Source organism: Thalassospira sp. A40-3, from assembly GCF_015871485.1.
Classification (GTDB): Bacteria; Pseudomonadota; Alphaproteobacteria; order Rhodospirillales; family Thalassospiraceae; genus Thalassospira; species Thalassospira tepidiphila.
Genome location: NZ_CP065428.1, coordinates 3,332,679 through 3,352,166 on the forward strand (window position 1 = coordinate 3,332,679; position 19,488 = coordinate 3,352,166).

General features: G+C 54.8%; 14 protein-coding genes. 7 read left to right on the plus strand and 7 right to left on the minus strand.

Features of this window, described 5'->3' with window-relative positions; translation table 11 throughout:
* Positions 1-51 precede the first annotated feature (51 nt).
* Both dnaG and IT893_RS15300 read right to left on the minus strand, forming a co-directional pair.
* Entirely contained in the window at positions 52-1,941 is a 1,890-nt protein-coding gene (gene dnaG / locus IT893_RS15295) for a DNA primase (protein WP_197145767.1), read from the minus strand.
* 160 nt (positions 1,942-2,101) lie between these two features.
* Positions 2,102-2,557 carry a GatB/YqeY domain-containing protein gene (locus IT893_RS15300; RefSeq protein ID WP_008889523.1) on the minus strand — a complete coding sequence of 152 codons (456 nt, stop codon included), beginning with the start codon at positions 2,555-2,557 and terminating at the stop codon, positions 2,102-2,104.
* Positions 2,558-2,925: 368 nt separating this feature from the next.
* Between IT893_RS15300 and carA the strand changes: the two genes are divergently transcribed.
* The 3 genes from carA to greA all read left to right on the plus strand — a co-directional run bounded on the left by carA (position 2,926) and on the right by greA (position 8,008).
* Positions 2,926-4,092 (plus strand): glutamine-hydrolyzing carbamoyl-phosphate synthase small subunit, encoded by a 1,167-nt coding sequence (carA, locus tag IT893_RS15305; RefSeq protein WP_064787337.1) that lies wholly within the window; start codon positions 2,926-2,928, stop codon positions 4,090-4,092.
* Positions 4,093-4,188: 96 nt separating this feature from the next.
* On the plus strand, positions 4,189-7,431 hold the full coding sequence (carB, locus tag IT893_RS15310; protein ID WP_197145777.1) for a carbamoyl-phosphate synthase large subunit: 3,243 nt from the start codon (positions 4,189-4,191) through the stop codon (positions 7,429-7,431).
* Positions 7,432-7,534: 103 nt separating this feature from the next.
* The gene (greA, locus tag IT893_RS15315) at positions 7,535-8,008 is read left to right on the plus strand and encodes a transcription elongation factor GreA (RefSeq protein WP_008889520.1); all 474 of its coding nucleotides are present in this window, start codon (positions 7,535-7,537) and stop codon (positions 8,006-8,008) included.
* Positions 8,009-8,145: 137 nt separating this feature from the next.
* On the opposite strand, the gene IT893_RS15320 is transcribed toward greA, so the two are convergent.
* The 3 genes from IT893_RS15320 to IT893_RS15330 form a co-directional block, all read right to left on the minus strand.
* Positions 8,146-9,609, minus strand: a complete 1,464-nt coding sequence (locus IT893_RS15320; protein WP_197145779.1) for a methyl-accepting chemotaxis protein — start codon at positions 9,607-9,609, stop codon at positions 8,146-8,148.
* Between the two features lie 17 nt (positions 9,610-9,626).
* Positions 9,627-10,004, minus strand: a complete 378-nt coding sequence (locus IT893_RS15325; protein ID WP_167549068.1) for a hypothetical protein — start codon at positions 10,002-10,004, stop codon at positions 9,627-9,629.
* A gap of 368 nt (positions 10,005-10,372) precedes the next feature.
* Positions 10,373-10,858, minus strand: a complete 486-nt coding sequence (locus tag IT893_RS15330) for an Lrp/AsnC family transcriptional regulator (RefSeq protein WP_008889517.1) — start codon at positions 10,856-10,858, stop codon at positions 10,373-10,375.
* Positions 10,859-11,203: 345 nt separating this feature from the next.
* Here IT893_RS15330 and trxB point away from each other — a divergent pair, with 345 nt between their 5' ends.
* From trxB to IT893_RS15350, 4 genes are all read left to right on the plus strand, one after another.
* Positions 11,204-12,154, plus strand: a complete 951-nt coding sequence (trxB, locus tag IT893_RS15335) for a thioredoxin-disulfide reductase (protein ID WP_008889516.1) — start codon at positions 11,204-11,206, stop codon at positions 12,152-12,154.
* A 311-nt stretch (positions 12,155-12,465) separates the two neighbouring features.
* A complete protein-coding gene (locus tag IT893_RS15340) occupies positions 12,466-13,398 on the plus strand; it encodes a LysR family transcriptional regulator (RefSeq protein ID WP_064779685.1) in 933 nt (310 codons plus the stop codon).
* A gap of 919 nt (positions 13,399-14,317) precedes the next feature.
* Entirely contained in the window at positions 14,318-15,706 is a 1,389-nt protein-coding gene (locus IT893_RS15345) for an adenylate/guanylate cyclase domain-containing protein (RefSeq protein WP_197145781.1), read from the plus strand.
* Positions 15,707-16,593: 887 nt separating this feature from the next.
* Positions 16,594-17,064 (plus strand): Dps family protein, encoded by a 471-nt coding sequence (locus IT893_RS15350; RefSeq protein ID WP_008889506.1) that lies wholly within the window; start codon positions 16,594-16,596, stop codon positions 17,062-17,064.
* A gap of 148 nt (positions 17,065-17,212) precedes the next feature.
* Here IT893_RS15350 and IT893_RS15355 read toward each other — a convergent pair whose 3' ends face one another.
* Together IT893_RS15355 and IT893_RS15360 are read right to left on the minus strand one after the other, a co-directional pair.
* Positions 17,213-18,247, minus strand: coding sequence for a TRAP transporter substrate-binding protein (locus tag IT893_RS15355; RefSeq protein ID WP_197145783.1), 1,035 nt, complete (start codon positions 18,245-18,247; stop codon positions 17,213-17,215).
* Positions 18,248-18,399: 152 nt separating this feature from the next.
* Positions 18,400-19,416 carry an aromatic ring-hydroxylating dioxygenase subunit alpha gene (locus IT893_RS15360; RefSeq protein ID WP_008889504.1) on the minus strand — a complete coding sequence of 339 codons (1,017 nt, stop codon included), beginning with the start codon at positions 19,414-19,416 and terminating at the stop codon, positions 18,400-18,402.
* Positions 19,417-19,488: the final 72 nt, after the last annotated feature.

The window sequence follows — 19,488 nt, forward strand, 5'->3', positions numbered from 1 at the left end:
CAAATCACAAATAGCCCGATCGCTGATCCAGACCACACACGTGATCAATGATCAGTCGTCGAGCTTAAACACTTTCTCCCGGCGTCGGGCCAGATCCTCTCGTCTGTGAGAAAATCTTTCCCATTCCTCCTCGCTGGTATCTGCTGCCAACTGTCGGACGGCGTATTTTGCCTCTTCGTCCTCCAGGGAGCTTACAGCCATGGAAAAAACCTGTTTCCAACCCGTCAGGGCCCGTTCGAGCGGCGTTTCGGGCTTGGCGAAAGCGGCGTGCGCAATAACATCGGCACTAACCACCCGCAAAACTGTCTCTGACAGCCCGTCGCGCTCCAATTGGGCCTTGATCGTTTCGCAATCAAGTCCAGGATCATCGTCAAGCAGCTTTAAGACGGCCCGACGAAGATTGTCAAGCGCGGAGTCCGCACAACTATAGATTCCCAGCTGTTCACCAATCTCATCATGCAACGCAGGATGGTTGATCAATGTCAGCAAAAGAATGGAGTCTTGCAGGTCACGCTTCTTTTGCATGGGCGGTCGCGACATGCCCGGAACCGCTTTACCGGCCGGACCCCAGAAATGGTCATTTTTTCCGCGTTTGCCACCCCATCCGGATTTTTTATTTTGGAAATTGCCCGAATTTCCTGACCGGTTTGCGGGCTTTCCGCCCCGATCGCCCTTGAACAGCTTCCAGATACGATCGCGGAAAAACGAATTGTATTGCGACCGCACCGCTTCATCCGCGATCACGGAAATGCGTTGATTTATCGTCGCCTCAAGGGCTGCACGACGTTCCGGGGTATCAATCTTGTGCGTGCCCGCATCCATGCGCCAGACAAGTTCGGCCAACGGCACGGCATGTTCGATGATTTTGCGAAAACTGTTAAAGCCATCCGGGGCTGCCATCAGGCTGTCTGGGTCTTCGCCCTCAGGCAGGATCGAAAACAGCAATGACTTGCCCGGGCGCAAAATTGGCAGTGCGCGTTCTGCCGCGCGCACCGCTGCGCGCTTACCGGCAACATCGCCATCCAGACACAGGATCGGCTCGTTGGTCATTTTCCAAAGTTCGCCAATCTGTTCTTCGGTCACCGCGGTGCCAAGTGGCGCCACCGCCCCGCGAAAGCCCGCACGGTGCAGGGCAATCACATCCATATAGCCTTCGGTAACAATGATCGGCGCATCCTGTTGCGATGCTTCTCGGGCCTGCGGCAAACCATATAACAACCGCCCCTTGTGAAACAGTGGCGTATCCGGGCTGTTGAGGTATTTCGGCTTGCCATCACCCATAACGCGCCCGCCAAAGGCCACCACCCGTCCGCGCCGATCCAGGATCGGGAACATGACCCGCCCCCGAAAGCGGTCATAGCTTTGCCGGTTGCCATCTTCGGGCTCGATCAGAAGCCCGGCCTCGATCATCAGTTTTTCGTCAATATCTTCGCGCTTGAGCGCTGCCTTCAGCGCGCCGCGACTGTCCGGGGCATAGCCCAGCCGGAATTCGGATATCGTTTTGTCATCCAGTCCGCGTTGATGGAAGTAATCCAGCCCTTCCTTGCCTTCTGGCATGCGCAACATGCGTTCGAAAAACGCACAGGCTGCCTCCATGACCTCGTAAAGGGTTTTGGCCTTCTGTTCGCGTTCCTGGGCTTCGCGGGATTGTTTGGGAACTTCCATGCCGACCTGATTGGCCAGCACCTCGACCGCCTCGATAAAGGTCAGGCCACGGGTATTCATCACAAAGCTGATGACATCGCCATGCGCACCGCAACCAAAGCAGTGATAGAAACCCTTTTGCTCATTGACCGTAAAGGACGGGGATTTTTCAGAATGGAACGGGCACAGCCCGGAATATTCCCGGCCGCGTTTGATCAGCTTCACCGATGTACCGACGACATCCGCCAGTCCCACCCGCGCCCGCAGGTCGTCTAGAAACGACTGGGGAAAGCTCATGTGTGCCCCGTTCCCGTAATGTCACAGCAGTGTGCTGCAACTCTGTTGATTGGTCCCTGCCCCGGTCGACCTGATTGATGTGATTATTGTCCGGTCCCGGGACGACGAAAGCCGGACGATTTTACACGCCCGGCTTTCAAATGACATAGTCCTGTTGCGATTAACCCAACAGTTTTTTGGCGACACCACCGGCTTTGCCGAAATCCATCGTGCCGCTATATTTTTCACGAAGGGCTGCCATGGTGCGGCCCATATCCTTAAGGCAGGTCGCACCGATTTCCGAAACAGTGCCACGCACGGCGTCTTCGATTTCTTCATCGGACAGCTGGGCCGGCAGGAACTTTTCGATGACCTCGATCTCGGAGGCTTCCTGTTCGGCCAGTTCCGGGCGATTGCCCTTGGTGTACATTTCAATGCTTTCGCGGCGCTGTTTTACCATCGCCTGAAGCAGATTGATGATTTCATCATCTGAAATGCCATCGGTGTTGCCGTCGCTCCGTGCGGCGATATCGCGTTCTTTCAGTGCCGCCAGAATAAGGCGCACGGTGGTTACGGAGCAGGCATCCTTGGCAAGGACGGCCTTTTTCAAAGCGTCGTTAAGCTGCGATCGCAGCATGGCTCATCTCTGATTCTGTGGAAGAAAGGAGCGAACATACCGCAAAACGGCATTTGACGCAAAGAAAACGTTAACGCATAAGTTATTGATATTATTGCAAAAATAAAAGTTTAGATGCGTCCTTGACATGCCATGGCGACTCCCGTAGACATCCGCCAATTTGCCTGCCGGGATCACGCTTTGCCCCGCTTTCCGCAACCCCTTGCTGACGCTTTTGCGCTGTCGGCATACCTTGCTGGAAACCACTTGGCACGTCTGCATGGCCGGTATGCAGGTTAACAGCAGCCGTTTTTGTCGGCCTGCGCAGAATTATTATATATAAAAAGAATCCGTGTTTCACCGTGGAAAGATCGAAAGGACATTTGCCAATGTCAGCGCCCACGCACACCCCGCCCCCTGGTGCTTCTGCCGTTCTGGTTCTCGCAGATGGTTCAGTTTTTTGGGGACGCGGCGTCGGGGCCCGAGGAGAGGTCGTTGGTGAAGTCTGCTTCAACACGTCGATCACGGGCTATCAGGAAATCATGACCGACCCTTCCTATGCCGGTCAGATGATCACCTTTACCTTCCCCCATATCGGCAATGTCGGCACCAACGACGAAGATATCGAAAACGCCAAACCGGTCGCCCTTGGCTGCATCCTGCGCCAGGACATTACCGAGCCGTCAAACTACCGCGCCCAGAAACATTTCAACGACTGGCTGGCTGAACATGGCCGGATCGGGATCGCCGGTGTGGATACCCGCCGCCTGACCAAACGCATCCGGACCGAAGGCGCGCCAAACGGTGTGATCTGCCACAGCGAAGATGGCAGTTTTGATATCGAAGCCCTGATCGCCAAGGCCAATGACTGGCCGGGCCTCGAAGGCATGGACCTTGCCAAGGACAACAGCTGCACCACCGGTTACGACTGGGACGAAGCGCTTTGGACCCGCGAAGGCGGATACGGCAAGGTTGGCAATGCCAAGCACCACGTCGTTGCCATCGATTACGGCGTAAAGCGCAACATCCTGCGCAACCTGGCAAGCCTTGATTGCAAGGTCTCGGTTGTTCCGGCCACCACCTCGGCCGATGAAATCCTTGCGATGAACCCGGATGGGATTTTCCTGTCCAACGGCCCGGGCGATCCGGCGGCCACCGGCGAATATGCGGTTCCGACCATCAAAACCCTGATCGATAGCGGCAAGCCGGTATTTGGCATCTGCCTGGGTCATCAGATGATGGCGCTCGCCCTGGGTGCGAAAACCATGAAAATGGATGTCGGCCATCGTGGTGCGAACCACCCGGTCAAGGACACGACCACGGGTGTTGTTGAAATCACATCCCAAAACCATGGCTTTGTCGTCGACAAGGACAGCCTGCCGGCAAACGTCGAAGCAACGCACTTCTCGCTGTTTGATGGCTCCCTTGCCGGTCTGCGCCTGAAAGACAAGCCGGTCTTCGCTGTTCAGTATCACCCCGAAGCATCGCCGGGGCCGCATGACAGCCACTACCTGTTCAAACGTTTCGTTGGTCTGATCGAGGACGCCAAAGCCTGATCCCCGGATCAGGATACGCCCGAGATTACGCGATTAACGGACTTAAACGAGGCGGTGCAGCCATAGCGCCTGCCCTTGCGAAAAGCGGAAAACGACATGCCGAAACGTACAGATATCAAATCAATCCTCATCATCGGTGCCGGCCCGATTGTTATTGGCCAGGCTTGCGAGTTTGACTATTCCGGTGCCCAGGCCTGCAAGGCCCTTAAGGAAGAAGGTTACCGCGTCATTCTGGTCAACTCGAACCCGGCGACCATCATGACCGACCCGAACCTGGCCGATGCCACCTATATTGAGCCGATCAAACCGGCCATGGTCGCCAAGATCATCGAAAAGGAACGTCCGGACGCGATCCTGCCGACCATGGGTGGTCAGACGGCGTTGAACACCGCACTCGCCCTGTTTAACGACGGCACGCTGGAAAAATACGGTGTCGAGATGATCGGTGCGAAAAAGCACGTCATCGAAAAGGCCGAAGACCGCCAGCTGTTCCGCGAAGCCATGGACAAGATCGGCCTTGAAAGCGCGCGCTCAGCCATGGTTCGCACCTTTGAAGATGCGGTCAAGGCACTCGAAGTCACCGGCCTTCCGGCAATCATCCGCCCAAGCTTCACCCTTGGCGGCGAAGGCGGCGGCATTGCCTATAACCGCGAAGAGTTCGAACAGATCGTGCGCAATGGTCTGGCGATTTCGCCGACCCACGAAGTGCTGATCGAAGAATCCATTCTCGGCTGGAAAGAGTATGAAATGGAAGTGGTCCGCGACAATGCGGATAACTGCATCATCATCTGCTCGATCGAAAACGTCGATCCGATGGGCATCCATACCGGCGACTCAATCACTGTCGCCCCGGCGCTCACCCTGACCGACAAAGAATACCAGATCATGCGCGACGCCTCGCTGGCGGTTCTGCGCGAGATTGGTGTTGATACCGGCGGCTCGAACGTTCAGTTCGCGGTTAACCCGGATGACGGTCGCCTGATCGTGATTGAAATGAACCCGCGCGTTTCGCGTTCTTCCGCCCTGGCATCCAAGGCAACCGGCTTCCCGATTGCCAAGATCGCAGCCAAGCTTGCGGTTGGGTATACTCTGGATGAGCTCGATAACGACATCACCGGCGTCACCCCGGCCTCGTTCGAGCCGACCATCGACTATGTCGTCACCAAGATCCCGCGCTTCACCTTTGAAAAATTCCCGGGTGCCAAGCCGCTTTTGGGGACTGCGATGAAGTCGGTCGGCGAAGCGATGTCCATCGGTGGCTGCTTTGCCGAGAGCCTGCAGAAAGGTCTGCGGTCGATGGAGACCGGGCTTACCGGCCTGAACGAAGTCAAAATCGAAGGTGCGCCGGACAAGGCCGCCATCCGCGCCAAGCTGACCCAGCCGATCCCGTTCCGTATCCTGTATGCGGCCCAGGCCTTCCGTCATGGCCTGACGCTTAAGGAAATTCAGGGTGCGACCAAATTTGACCCCTGGTACCTCAAGCAGATCGAAATGCTGGTCGCCGAGGAAGAAAAAGTTCGCGCAAACGGCATTCCGACCGACAAGCAGGAATTGCTGCGCCTCAAAAAGCTCGGTTTCTCGGACGCACGTCTTGCCGAACTGGCTGGCAAGGACGAAGACGCCGTTCGTGCGGATCGTCACGCCCTTGGCCTGCGCCCGGTTTACAAGCGCATTGATACCTGTGCCGCCGAATTCCCGTCGCGCACCTCGTACATGTATTCCATGTATGAAGGCGATGGTTTCGTTGAGCCGGAAAACGAGGCAGAAGTCACCGACCGCAAGAAAGTCATCATTCTTGGTGGCGGCCCGAACCGTATCGGTCAGGGCATCGAGTTCGATTACTGCTGTGTTCACGCGGCCTATGCGCTGCGCGAAGCCGGCATCGAAGCCATCATGGTCAACTGCAACCCGGAAACGGTTTCAACCGACTATGACACCTCGGATCGTCTGTATTTCGAACCGCTGACCGCCGAAGACGTGATCGAGCTTTGCCAGCTTGAACAAAGCAACGGCGAACTGCTGGGTGTAATTGTTCAGTATGGCGGCCAGACCCCGCTGAAACTTTCTGCGGCCCTTGAAAAGGCTGGCGTTCCGATCCTCGGCACCAGCCCGGACAGCATCGATCTTGCCGAAGACCGCGACCGGTTCCAGGCCCTGATCAACAAGCTTGGCCTGCGTCAGCCGGCAAACGGCATTGCCCGTTCCGTCGACGAGGCCGTCAAAATCGCCGAGAGCATCGGATACCCGATCGTCATCCGCCCAAGCTACGTTCTGGGTGGCCGCGCGATGGAAATCGTTCACACCACCGAAGACCTTCTGCGCTACATGCACGAAGCGGTTCAGGTATCAGGCAAAAGCCCGGTTCTGATCGATAGCTTCCTGCAAGACGCGATCGAGATTGATGCCGACGCCGTATCTGATGGCGAGAACGTCTTTGTCGCCGGCATCATGCAGCATATCGAAGAAGCCGGTATCCATTCCGGGGATTCGGCCTGCTCGCTACCGCCCTACTCGCTTGATGAAACGATGATCGAACGCCTTAAGGAACAGACAGTTCAGCTTGCCAAGGCGCTTGACGTTATTGGCCTGATGAACGTTCAGTTCGCGATCAAGGATGACATCATCTATCTGATCGAAGTGAACCCGCGTGCCTCGCGTACGGTGCCGTTCGTTGCCAAGGCAACCGGCAACCCGATTGCCAAGATCGGCGCGCGTATCATGGCCGGCGAAAAGCTCGGCGACTTTGAAATTGATCATGGTCCGTTCAAGCATATCGCAGTCAAGGAAGCGGTCCTTCCGTTCAACCGCTTCCCGGGCGTTGATACCTTGCTTGGCCCGGAAATGCGTTCGACCGGTGAAGTCATGGGTTTGGACACCGATTTCGGTCGTGCGTTTGCCAAGGCACAGATGGCTGCTGGCCATACCCTGCCGCTGGAAGGCAAGATTTTCATCTCGGTGAAAAACTATGACAAACCGGCCGCTGTTCAACTGGCGCGCGACGCCATTGCGCTTGGCTTTGGCATCGTTGCGACCCATGGCACGGCAGAAGCTCTTGAAAAAGAAGGGCTAGACGTCACCCCGGTCAATAAGGTACAGGAAGGACGTCCCCATATCGTGGACATGATGAAGAACGGCGATATCAAGCTGGTGTTCAACACCACCGAAAGCAAGCAGGCCGTGGTCGACAGTTTCTCGATCCGCCGTACTGCGCTTACCGATGACATCCCGTACTACACCACTGTCGCCGGTGCCCGCGCTACCCTGCGCGCCATCGACAACCTGAAACGCGGCGCACTTGAAGTCCGTCCCGTTCAGGAATATCTTGGGGACAAGTACTAAGGTTCTTAATCTGAACCTGACAGAAGAATTCAGACCGCCCGGCGGGATGCCGGGCGGTTGATTTTGTAGTATCGACCGCTAATAAGAATAGGCTGTGAGCGCGATGGAAAAAGTACCAATGACCCCCCAGGGGCATCAGCGTCTCGAAGAAGAACTGAAGCATCGCAAGTCCGTCGAACGCCTTGAAATCATCAAGGCCATCGCGGATGCCCGCGAGCATGGCGATCTTTCGGAAAATGCCGAATACCATGCCGCACGCGAACGCCAAAGTTTCTGCGAAGGTCGTATTGCCGAGCTCGAAGACGTGCTCAGCCGCTCCGAAGTTATCGACATCAAATCCCTTGCGGGTGATGTCGTGAAATTCGGCGCCAAGGTTCAGCTCGTTGACGAAGACACCGACGAGGAAACCACCTATCAGGTGGTTGGCCCGATCGAAGCCGACATCAACGCTGGTCGCATTTCGACCACGTCACCAATCGGCCGTGCGCTGATAGGCAAGTCGGTCGGTGACTCTGTCGAAGTCACCGTGCCCGGCGGCACCAAAAGCTATGAAATTCTCAAGGTCGATTTTTCCTGACCGGGAAACAACTGATGCGTATCAGGGCCCGGGCATTCCCCGGGCCTTTTTCATTTCAGAATTTCATCCGAGACACAGACAAAGAAAAAGCCGGGCAAATGCCCGGCTTTTTCGCAGGTTGGGACGCGTATTGCGATTTATCCCGATTTCGCCAACTGATCGAGGACCTCTTCAACATTTTGGTTCAGATCGGATGCTTCCGAACCCAGGTGATCCGCACTGCCCAAAAGCTCTGTCGCGGTTTCCCCGGTCTGATCGGAAATTTCGGAAAGCTGATGGATCAGGTCCGACAGATCGCGGGTGGCGTCAACCGTCACATTCAGGCTTTGCGCAATCTCACGCGTTGCGCCTTGCTGTTGTTCCATCGTCGCTGAAATCGTGGTTGTGACTTCAACCAAATCGCCAATGGTTTCAGAAACCCCGTTTACGGCCGAAACGGAATCCCCCGTGGCAGCCTGGATTTCGGAAATCTGCTGGGCAATCTCGTCGGTCGCACGTGCTGTCTGGTTGGCAAGGTTCTTGACCTCGTTGGCCACAACCGCAAAACCTTTGCCCGCTTCACCGGCACGCGCCGCCTCAATCGTGGCATTGAGTGCCAGCAGGTTGGTCTGGGACGCAATATCGGTAATCAGGTTGACGACTTCACCAATTTTCTCGGCCGCCTTGGACAACCATTCGATCCGCTCGCTTGCGGTTGAGGAACGCGCAACCGCGTTATCGGTGATTTCACGCGCCCGAACTATCTGACGCGAAATCTCGTCGGCGGATGCGTTGATTTCTTCCACGGCTGAGGCCGCTGATTGAACATTCTGCGAGGTTTCCTCGGACGCATGAACCGCACCGAGCGATGCTTCGCGGCCCGTGCGTGCGCGATCATTCAGACGCTGCGCACGCTTCTGCAATTGAACCGATTCCGCATCCACGGCACCAGCAGATTTCCCAATCATCTTGGTGATCTGATCTGCCAGTTCGCGCTTGAAGTTATCGCGTTCAATGTTGCGCTGTTTACGGAGCTGTTCGTTCTGGGCCAACAAATCCTGTGCAGATTTGGCGGCCTCTTCGGCTTCGCTGCGCGCGATATCGGCATGTGCCAACGTCGAATAAAGGCTTTTGCACGACCAGACCAGAACCCCGGCCTCAACAATCACCACCACCGCATGCAAAACCACACGGAAGAAATCGGCACCTTCCGGAAATACCCAATAGGGCACAACAAAGTTCAGGATCAGGTGGTGCAGGGCAATCACGCCGGTTGCAACAACAATCGTTCTCCAGCACACCAGCGCGCCAAGCACAGCAAGTGCTGCAAAGAAATACATATGAATGTCGATCTGCCATTCATGTCCGCGGAAGGCATAGACCAGCACCGCGACCTGCAAAATCATCGCAGAAGAAACAATAAAGCGCGAAATCTGGGCCTGCGGTCCGGCAGCACGGCAAACGACGAAGGCAACAGCCGCAAAGATCGCACTGGCGATCAATGGCGAAACCGCATCATTGCTGGCGAAATATCCGGCGACCGCACTTAGCGGAATATGGATTGCCAGAATAACGAACAAGGCCTTGATCGCATTCGCGCGAATTTCGACTAACTTTTCCATAGGTTCAAACCCGATTATCAAAAGGCGTTTTTGGAGGCGTCAGCATCAAAACAGACCGACGCAATCAAGGGAGAAAGGGTAAACAAAGCACCGAAATCGTCGGCTTCTGGCACCACACCATCGTCATGCACGACAACAGCCATATGCCCAAAACCGCCAAACCTCGTAACGCGACCGCCAGAAGCACCCACCCGTTCAAGGATCTCTGCCTCGGTCATGTCAAACGGGAACACCATCCCAACCCCCTGAAGCGATTCAGAAGGGCGATAGGACAGAATTACAAGCAGCACCACACCCGCAAAGGCAAACAGCCCGGTTGGCACAATCCCGCGCCAGCCATCTTCTTCCGAAGACAATCTTGGCGTCACGTCCGTATGTTTTTGAAACAATTCCAATTACTATCCCAAAATATAAAACTGATCTCGAATGGATAGGCACTCTTTATGTATGCACTATACCGGCAAGCAACAAGGACACTTTGGCGAGATGTTTCTGCGCCCTAAAGAAAATGTTCTTTGAAATCGGAGAAAATGGCCGTCTATCTGGGATTATTTACGCAAACCATCTGATACGGATCATGTTAACTGCCAAATAAATGGCGTCTTTGATCAGGCGCAATGGCACATAGCAATATGTATAGGTCGATTAGGATTGATTAGATTGCCCGCGCGGTAAAATGGCGCAAAACAAATAAACCGGCGCTTCTGGGCGCCGGTTTCTGCGGGGTTCGTCAGGGATGTCAGATGTCGTAAAAACTGACTAATCAGTCTTCGACCTCAATATCGATCGGCACACCGGGCATGTTTTTCGCGGTGCGAATCGAAAGTGCCGATTTAACGTGATTGACGTTCTCGGCAACTGTCAGTTCGGTGGTCAGGAATTTCTGATATTCATCCCAGCTGTGCGAGACGATTTTCAGAAGAAAGTCCATTTCACCCGCCACCATGTGGCATTCGCGGACTTCTGGCCAAGCGGCCGCACGGGCTTCAAATGCACGCAGATCATGTTCTGCCTGGCTGGCAAGCCCGACCATTGCAAACACAGTCACGTTGTAACCCAGCGCCTGCGCATCCACATCGGCATGGTAGCCCTGAATGAAACCGGTTTCCTCGAGTGCGCGCACACGACGCAAACAGGGGGGCGCTGAAATACCTGCACGGCGTGCAAGTTCCACATTGGTCATGCGGCCATCTTCCTGCAGATCGCGCAAAATTCTGCGGTCGATCTTGTCGAGTTTGACCCGTTGCATTTATTCCTCGATTCTGTGCGCGAAACTTACCCCGATTGAAACAATATTACAGCGAGGCAAGTTGCTGGCAATAATATAATCCGCATCAGAATGCAATCTTGTGCTTGGATGCCGTAACTGAAAACGCTGAAAAATCTGCTTTTTGGCGCAAATTTCCGCCATCCTGCACGACCATTCCGATACGCTTCGATGCCACAATGAAACTACCTGTTTCAAACGTAAAATTTCACCATTCAAAAAACGCGAAACAAGGCGCTCAAACTTTGCGTGAAGCGGTTGCGTCTTGGCCGGACTGCCCATATGTTCGATCTCTGTTTTTACTCATCTCGGACGTATACAAAGAACATGGCCCAGGAACATCAGACCAAAGTCCTCATCATTGGCTCCGGCCCTGCCGGGTACACCGCAGCGATCTATGCCGCGCGCGCGAACCTTGAACCTATGATGGTGATGGGTCTTCAGCCGGGTGGCCAGTTGACGATCACAACTGATGTCGAAAACTATCCGGGCTTCGCGGATGTCATTCAGGGTCCGTGGCTGATGGACCAGATGAAGGCACAGGCTGAGCATGTCGGCACCAAAATGGTGCATGACCTGATCACCGAAGTCGATTTCTCCAAACGTCCGTTCGTCTGCAAGGGCGACTCCGGCGATACCTATATCGCAGATACGGTCATCATCTCGACCGGCGCGCAGGCACGCTGGCTTGGCCTTCCGGGCGAAGAGAAATTCAACGGCCGTGGCGTTTCGGCCTGCGCGACCTGTGATGGTTTCTTCTATCGCAACAAGCCGGTCACGGTTGTCGGTGGTGGCAACACCGCGGTTGAAGAAGCCCTTTATCTTGCCGGTATCTGCTCCAAGGTCACCCTGATCCACCGTCGCGATGAACTGCGTGCGGAAAAAATGCTCCAGGACCGTTTGCTGAAGCATGAAAAGATCGAGGTCGTCTGGGACAGCGTTGTTGAAGACATTCTTGGCGGTGATGGTCCGATGGACGGCGTCGAAGGTGTGCGCGTTCGCAATGTCAAAACCGATGCGCTGCTTGATATCCCGGCGGACGGTTTCTTTGTTGCCATCGGCCATGATCCGGCAACGGCTGTGTTCAAAGGCCAGGTCAACATGGATGACGAGAACTATATCCTCGTCAAACCGGGCAGCACGGTGACCAATATCGAAGGCGTCTTTGCCGCAGGCGACGTTACCGACAAGGTCTATCGTCAGGCGGTGACTGCGGCTGGCATGGGCTGCATGGCCGCCCTTGAGGCAGAAAAGTTCATCGCAGAGCAAGAAGCCTGATCTTCTGGCGTAAATGAGCTTAAAGACCAAAGGGGACGCATCTGGCGTCCCCTTTTTTAATCGTTTCAAACGGCCGCGATCCGGCCAATTGACTGACATTGCGTCGAAAACCGCACCCCGCCATGGACTTTGCAGGAAAATGTCTTCTTGCAGAAAATGTCACAGGCCTCATATTGATTGAATAATCATGCACTTGGTCAAAGCTTGTGATGCACTTAATAGTGTGGAAACCAAATTGGCCATAAAAGAAGAGAACAATTATCAGGGGTCCTGCGCATCGACCGTGCGCTGGCACATCTAGGAGCAGGTCTATGGACTGGGACAAGCTGCGTGTTTTTCACGCTGTTGCCGAAGCCGGGAGCTTCACCCACGCAGGGGAAAACCTTAATCTGAGCCAGTCGGCCGTCAGTCGACAGATCAGCGCACTAGAAGAAAGCGTGAAAGTCCCGCTTTTCCATCGCCATGCGCGTGGCCTGATCCTGACAGAACAGGGCGAGTTGCTGTATCGCACGGCACATGATGTTTTTGCCAAGCTTTCCATGGCAGAAGCCCGCATTCGCGAATCAAAAGAACGACCAAGTGGGCCGCTCAAGGTCACGACAACGGTGGCCTTCGGTTCGACCTGGCTGACGCCGCGCATCAACGAGTTCCTTGAACGGTATCCGGAAATCGAACTGTCGCTGGTGCTCAATGACGAGGAACTCGACCTTGCCATGCGTGAGGCCGATGTTGCCATCCGCATGCAGCCGCCCCGTCAGGCCGACCTGGTTCAGCGCCAGCTGATGACGCTGCGCTATCACGTGTTTGCATCGCCGGAATACATCAAGCAGCACGGCATGCCCAAAACACCAGAAGACCTCAAGGACCATCGCCTGATCATCTATGGCGCGGATGCCCGTCCGCCGGTTTCCAACGTCAACTGGATGATGGCAACCGCACAGCAGTTCAAACCGGACATGCGCCCGATCCTGAAGCTCAACAATATCTATGGCATTTTCCGCGCCACCGAATCCGGTCTTGGTATTTCGGCACTGCCCGATTACTTGCTGCCAACCAACAGCAATCTGGTTCGCATTTTGCCGGAACTCGAAGGGCCAAGCTTCGATGCCTATTTCGTCTATCCGGAAGAACTGCGGCACTCCAAACGTATCGCCGTATTCCGTGACTTCCTGATCGAGGAAATTTCAAAGGTCAAGGCAAAGGCCGCGGCAGCCGCCAGCGCAAGTGCCACGACCGAGAAATAGAATTCCGGATATTTTCTATCCGATTCTGCAACAGCCCGGCCCTGCCGGGCTGTTGGCGTTTATGGGGTGTTTTACCAATATCGGGGCACATCAAATATCAGTCGTGCCATAATGTCTTAAAATTGCTGACATTTTATTGTCATGCGCCTGACGCATGGTTGACTTGTAGTCATTCTATTTTTGGTCCACCTAAGGATCACTTATATTCATATCATAAGTTGTGAGCATACGCACAAAGCGAGCTTGCTCCGGCTTCCCGATCTTTGGACGATCCGTCCGCCGGAACGATATCCGGCCTGGAATCTTCAAGAGATTCCCTACGTCTCCCAGACGTAAGCCTCCCTGTTGATCTTGCCGGTAGCTCCCCCGCTACCGGCTTTTTTTTGTGCCCCTGCACAATGAATTATCCCCGCAAACAGTGATCTAGCCAGAAAACCGTCGGAACGAACTCGTAAAATCGTATAAATATCAAATACTTGACATCATTCTAAACGTCCCCATATATTTATGCAGAAAATGCATGGCTGAAAAAGCAATTTGGCAGTGGTCATTATCGTCAAAAACGCTATCTTCTCCCTCGAACCGCAGCGGAACACTCCGCACCGCGGTACAGAGTTTTCTCCCTGACCGATTATGTCGGTCTTTAGCCGGACGCCCTGTCCGGCTTACCCAGGGCCCTGCGAAGGGTCCTACGTCTCCCAGACGTGAAGCCTCCCTGATAAACTTGCCGGGCACATTTGTTGCCCGGCTTTTTTTTTGCTTTATCACCTCCTCGCCTTCTCCCCATTGCGCCTACTCGCACGCAGCTGTGATCAGCCGTCACCCGATCTCGACTTGGCAAGTGCCGCCCTTGGTTTCACTATGGGCAATCACTGTGTCCAATAGGGACACCCATCTGCATGATCGGGACATCGGCTCCATGAAAAGCACGCTGAGCGCCTTCCTGTTTGGCAAGAATGCCAACAGTCACCTGCCAGAGCGCGTCCAGAGCGCGATCGAAAAGCAACAATATGAAAGCGAAAAGCTGATCGGATGGGTTCAGCTGTTGCTGGTCACGATCTTTGCAAGCCTCTATGCCATCTCGCCCAAAACCGTGATGTCCGATGGCATCCATCCTGTGCCATGGGCATTGGGCCTGTATTACCTGTTTACCCTCAAACGCCTTGCCCTGACCTATCGCAACAAGCTATCGACCTGGTTTCTGACTGCTTCAGTGATCGCCGATATCGGTCTTCTGATGGTCCTGATCTGGAGCTTCCATATCCAGTACATGCAACCAGCAAGCTTCTATCTCAAAGCACCGACCGTGCTCTATGTCTTCATCTTCATTGCCCTGCGCAGCCTGCGCTTTGATCCACGCTATATTCTGATAGCTGGCGGGACAGCGGCGGCAGGCTGGATCATCCTGACTGGCTATGTCATCTGGTCGGAGGGCGGCAAAAGCATGATCACGCGTGATTATGTGACTTACCTGACCTCAAACTCGATCCTGATCGGGGCGGAAATTGACAAGATTATCGCAATTTTGCTGGTTACCGCTGTTCTGACCGTCGCCGTGATGCGGGCCAAAAGATCGTTTATTCGGGCTGTCACGGATGAAATTGCCGCGCGCGATCTGTCGCGCTTTGTGTCACCCGAAATTGCCGATCGCATCACCCATGCCGAACAACAGATCCGGCCGGGCGACGGTGAAGCAGTCAACGCGACGGTAATGTTCACCGACATCGAAGGATTTTCATCAATCGCCGAAAAGCTCGCGCCAAAAGAACTAGCCACCATGCTCAATGAATATTTCACCGAAACCAACGCGGTGATTTCGCATTTTGGCGGGGTCATTACCCAGTTTGAAGGCGACGCGATGCTGATCACCTTTAATGCCGTGACCCCCGATGCCGATCACGCACTCAATGCCGTGCGCACCGCCCTTGCCATTCAGGAACTCGCCAATCGGCGCATTTATTCTCATGGCGGGCAATTGAAAACCCGCTGCGGGATCAATTCAGGTGAAATTGTTCTGGGTGCGGTCGGCTCCGAAAGCCGCCTGACCTTTACGGTGCATGGTGACAACGTCAATATCGCATCCCGGCTTGAGGCACTGAACAAGGAGTTCGGCACCTATATCCTTGCAACGGAAGATACAGTGCGCGCGTGTGGCAACCACGACGATATTCCGGCATGGACGCCGCGCGGCGATGTCACGGTGCGTGGTCGGGAAAACCCAACAAAGATCTTCTCGCTCACACCAATCAAAATCACCGATCAAACCCCAGCACAAGACACGGCCCACCAGACGGTATCACGCGCCTGAAAATCGTGACAAACGGCACGTCCCGGACAAATTAAAAGCCCGGGGAGCTGCAAGCTCGCCCGGGCTTTGGGGACAGATGGTCTTGGGGAGACCTGTCAGATGCGTTGCCTTGCCCGTGGGGTGCATGACGCCTTGGGGGATAAGGGCGTCCGTTCCGGGCCTCGATGCGCCGTGAGGGAGGGGCACGGCATCGATGTTTTCGCATCCGACAGTTAGGAATATGCCTTTGAAATGCGGCTCAAAATACGGTGTCTGATGACCATTTGGGGGCAAATTGGGGCAATTGCGGCGACGCTTATATGGGGTGATCTTGCTGCCCCGCCATCCGGACAAAAAAGTGGGGCGGGATAAAACCCGCCCCAATCTATTCGGGGTCATTCATGGTCTTGGGGAGACCAAGTCAGCCGGGGTATTTCAGGTGGGGGAACAACCTGAAACCATTTGGGCCAGTATCGTGAGGGGGGACAGAGACTGCTGACCACGTCCTCGACTGACAGTTGTGAATATGCCCGGAAATCAAGGCGGGAAAACAGGTCACATTGGGCCATTTCAGGGCGAATTGTGTTCCAATAAAGGCACCTGAAACTCAACCTGTTGATTTCATTGAATTCAACTGTCGCCCACTAGGCCCAAAAGCATCATATCGGCTTTTTTCAAGATCAGTGACACAGGCAAATACCCGGCTTTTCATCGGGTTTGGATGATGCCAAGCGTCTGGAATCCGCGTTGCGGGCACCTTAAAAATAACCCCACTTCCAGTAATAGAATTGCCCTATCGCAAACAGTTAGACAATCAATTGGTGTAACTAACAGCTGTCATTCATACTGCCTTCAACACGAAAAAGCACAAAGCCCGCTTGGATTGAAAGCGGCGAAAGGAGATAAACATGCAGATCGATATCGGCATCAATGAATCCAACCGCACCGCTATCGCCGACGGACTTGGCCGCGTTCTGGCCGACAGCTATGCGCTCTATCTGAAAACGCACAATTTCCACTGGAACGTGACGGGTCCGATGTTCCAGACCCTGCACACCATGTTTGAAGAACAATACACCGAACTGGCCACCGCGATTGACGAGGTTGCGGAGCGTATCCGTTCGCTGGGTGCCTATGCGCCGGCCAGCTTTTCGGCCTACGGCGAACTGACTGCGATCAAGGAAGAAAAAGGTGTGCCTGCCGCCAAGGACATGATTGCGCAACTGGTCGAAGGCCATGAAACCGTGATCAAGACTGCGCGTTCGCTCTATCCGATTTGCGATAGCTCGGATGACGACGCCACCGCAGACCTTCTGACCGCCCGCATTCAGGTCCATGAAAAAACCGCCTGGATGCTGCGCTCCCTGCTTGAAGGCTAAGCACCAACTTTTCGCGTCCCCAACGCAAAACGGCCCGGAACATTCCGGGCCGTTTTTATATATGTGCGTCACAAGAACACCACACCCCTGCGACGCACGAAGCCTGTGACCAGGAAAGGAGCAACCCGGTCAGCAGGCTGAAAGCTTCTTACTGGCTGTGCTTGGCAATCGCCTCACGTGCCGCCGCGACAATGGCCGCACCATCAACACCTTTGTCGTTCATTTCCGCGATCCAGCGATCAATCACTTCGTCGGCCTTTGCGGCGAACTTTGCGGTTTCATCTGCTGAAAGCGTCACCAACTCGCCCGATTTGGCGAAAATCTCTTCACCGCGCGGTTCAATCGCATCCCATGCCTCGCCAATTTCGCGCGCGATGTTCTGGCCAGAGTTATCATCGATAACCTTCTTCAGATCATCTGGCAGGGCTTCATAGCGATCCTTGTTCATCGCGAACATGAAGACCAGCGTTCCAAACCGGACACCCTGATCACCCTCGATGGCATACTGGGTCATATCCGGGATCTTGAACGGAATGGCGACCTCGTGCGGGATCAGCGCACCATCCACAACCCCAAGCGACAAGGCCTGCGGCAAATCAGGAACCGGCATGCTGACCGGTTGTGCCCCCCAGCTTTCGAGCATCCAGGCCCCGGTGCGTGACGGCGCACGTAGTTTCATGCCTTCGACATCGGCAAGACTTTCGATCTTTTTCTCGGTGGTGAAGATCGCCTGCCCGGTATGGACATGGATCAGCAATGGCTTGATATCGTCAAAGTCCTGCGACAGGTGCTCTTCATAGATATCCTGAATGGCCATGTTGGTGATGGCCGCACTGCCGGTATGAACAAATGGCAGCTCGAACACTTCACTGCGCGGATAGACACCCGGCGTATAGCCAAGTGCGCTCCAACCCAGATCCACCGCGCCATCGCGGATATGACTGTAAAGTTCGGTCGGTTTGCCACCAAGCGCCATTGCCGGATAAATCTCGATCTTGATGCGACCGTCAGATTGTTCCTCGATCCGCTTGGCCCAGGGCTCAAGGAATTTGGCCTGTGCCGTTGCCTTTGGCCCCAGCACATGTTCCAAAACGAAGGTAAATTCCGGTTCGGCCTGCGCGGAAAGCGCGCTTGCCAAACAGCCAGCAGCAACTGCTGCCGATACAAACAGGCGTTTAAACATTTTCAACCTCAGACGTTTTCCCTGAAAATGCGCTCAGCACCCCCGCCCGCTTGGCACGGTTTTGGTGCGGTGTTTCACAGCACTGAGCGTCTCTCTCTTTTGGTAGCGTTCTTTGACCGGTTCGGATCCGGCTTTGTCTTTTTATGCGTTGGTTATTCCGCCGCAGCAGCAAGTGCCCGATCAATCAGACGCCGTGCACGCACACCGCCCGCATCAATATTGAAGTTCAAAAGCTTGCGTTCCGGATGGCGCAGCATGTTGGCCTGCTGGCCTTCCACAACTTCAAGATCCTCATAGAAAACCTTGGCCTGCGCATCTTTGATGTTTTGGGTCAGCCCGTTATCATCGATGTCAAAGTTGCGCACCATGCCCCAGTAATAGCGGCACGTGGTTTCTGTTTCCGGCGTCATGCAGTTCACGACAATACCGGTTACACCTTTGGATCGGTCGCCCTGTTGCGCGCCGGTCCCGGCAAGCGCAACACCGACATCAATCATCACATTGGATGGCAGGGTAAAGGTACAGATCTGCCAGCGATCGCAGACTTCCTTGGATTTCAGGTTATTGGCCCAGAACGGCGGCGGCACGATGTTTTCCATCCAGCGTTCGACCGTGACACTTTCGTCATCGGACCGTGTCTGCGGCAGGCTCTCGGTGATTTCAAGCTGACCGATGCTGGACGGATGCACATAGGTCTCGTGGCTCAGATCCATCAGGTTATCGACCAAAAGCTCGTACCCGCATTTCACATCATAGGTCCCGCCGTCAAAGACCCAGCCTTCTTCGGATGCATGCGGGATGTCGGGCACAAGCGCCTCGTCGGCCTTTTCCTTGTCGCCGATCCAGACCCAGACAAAGCGGTCCTTCTCGACCACCGGATAGGCGCGCACACAGGCCTCGGGGTGGATGCTTTGCTGGTTGGGCATATGTACGCATGCACCATCACCATCAAATTCCAACCCGTGATAGCCGCACACAAGACGATCGCCTTCGACATAACCCTGGCTCAGCGGCAGAAGGCGATGCGGGCAGCTGTCTTCAAGTGCGACCAGTGACCGGTCGGCACGGCGATACAAAACGACATTTTCATTGCAGATCGTGCGCGCGACGGGGGTGCGACCAATTTCGCCATCCCAGCCTGCGACGTACCAGAAGTTACGCAGGAACATGTTTCTCTCCCTTGGCGCAAGGCCAATCAAGGTTGCTTGCAGGTGGAATTTTTACCACCAAGATTTCTTGTT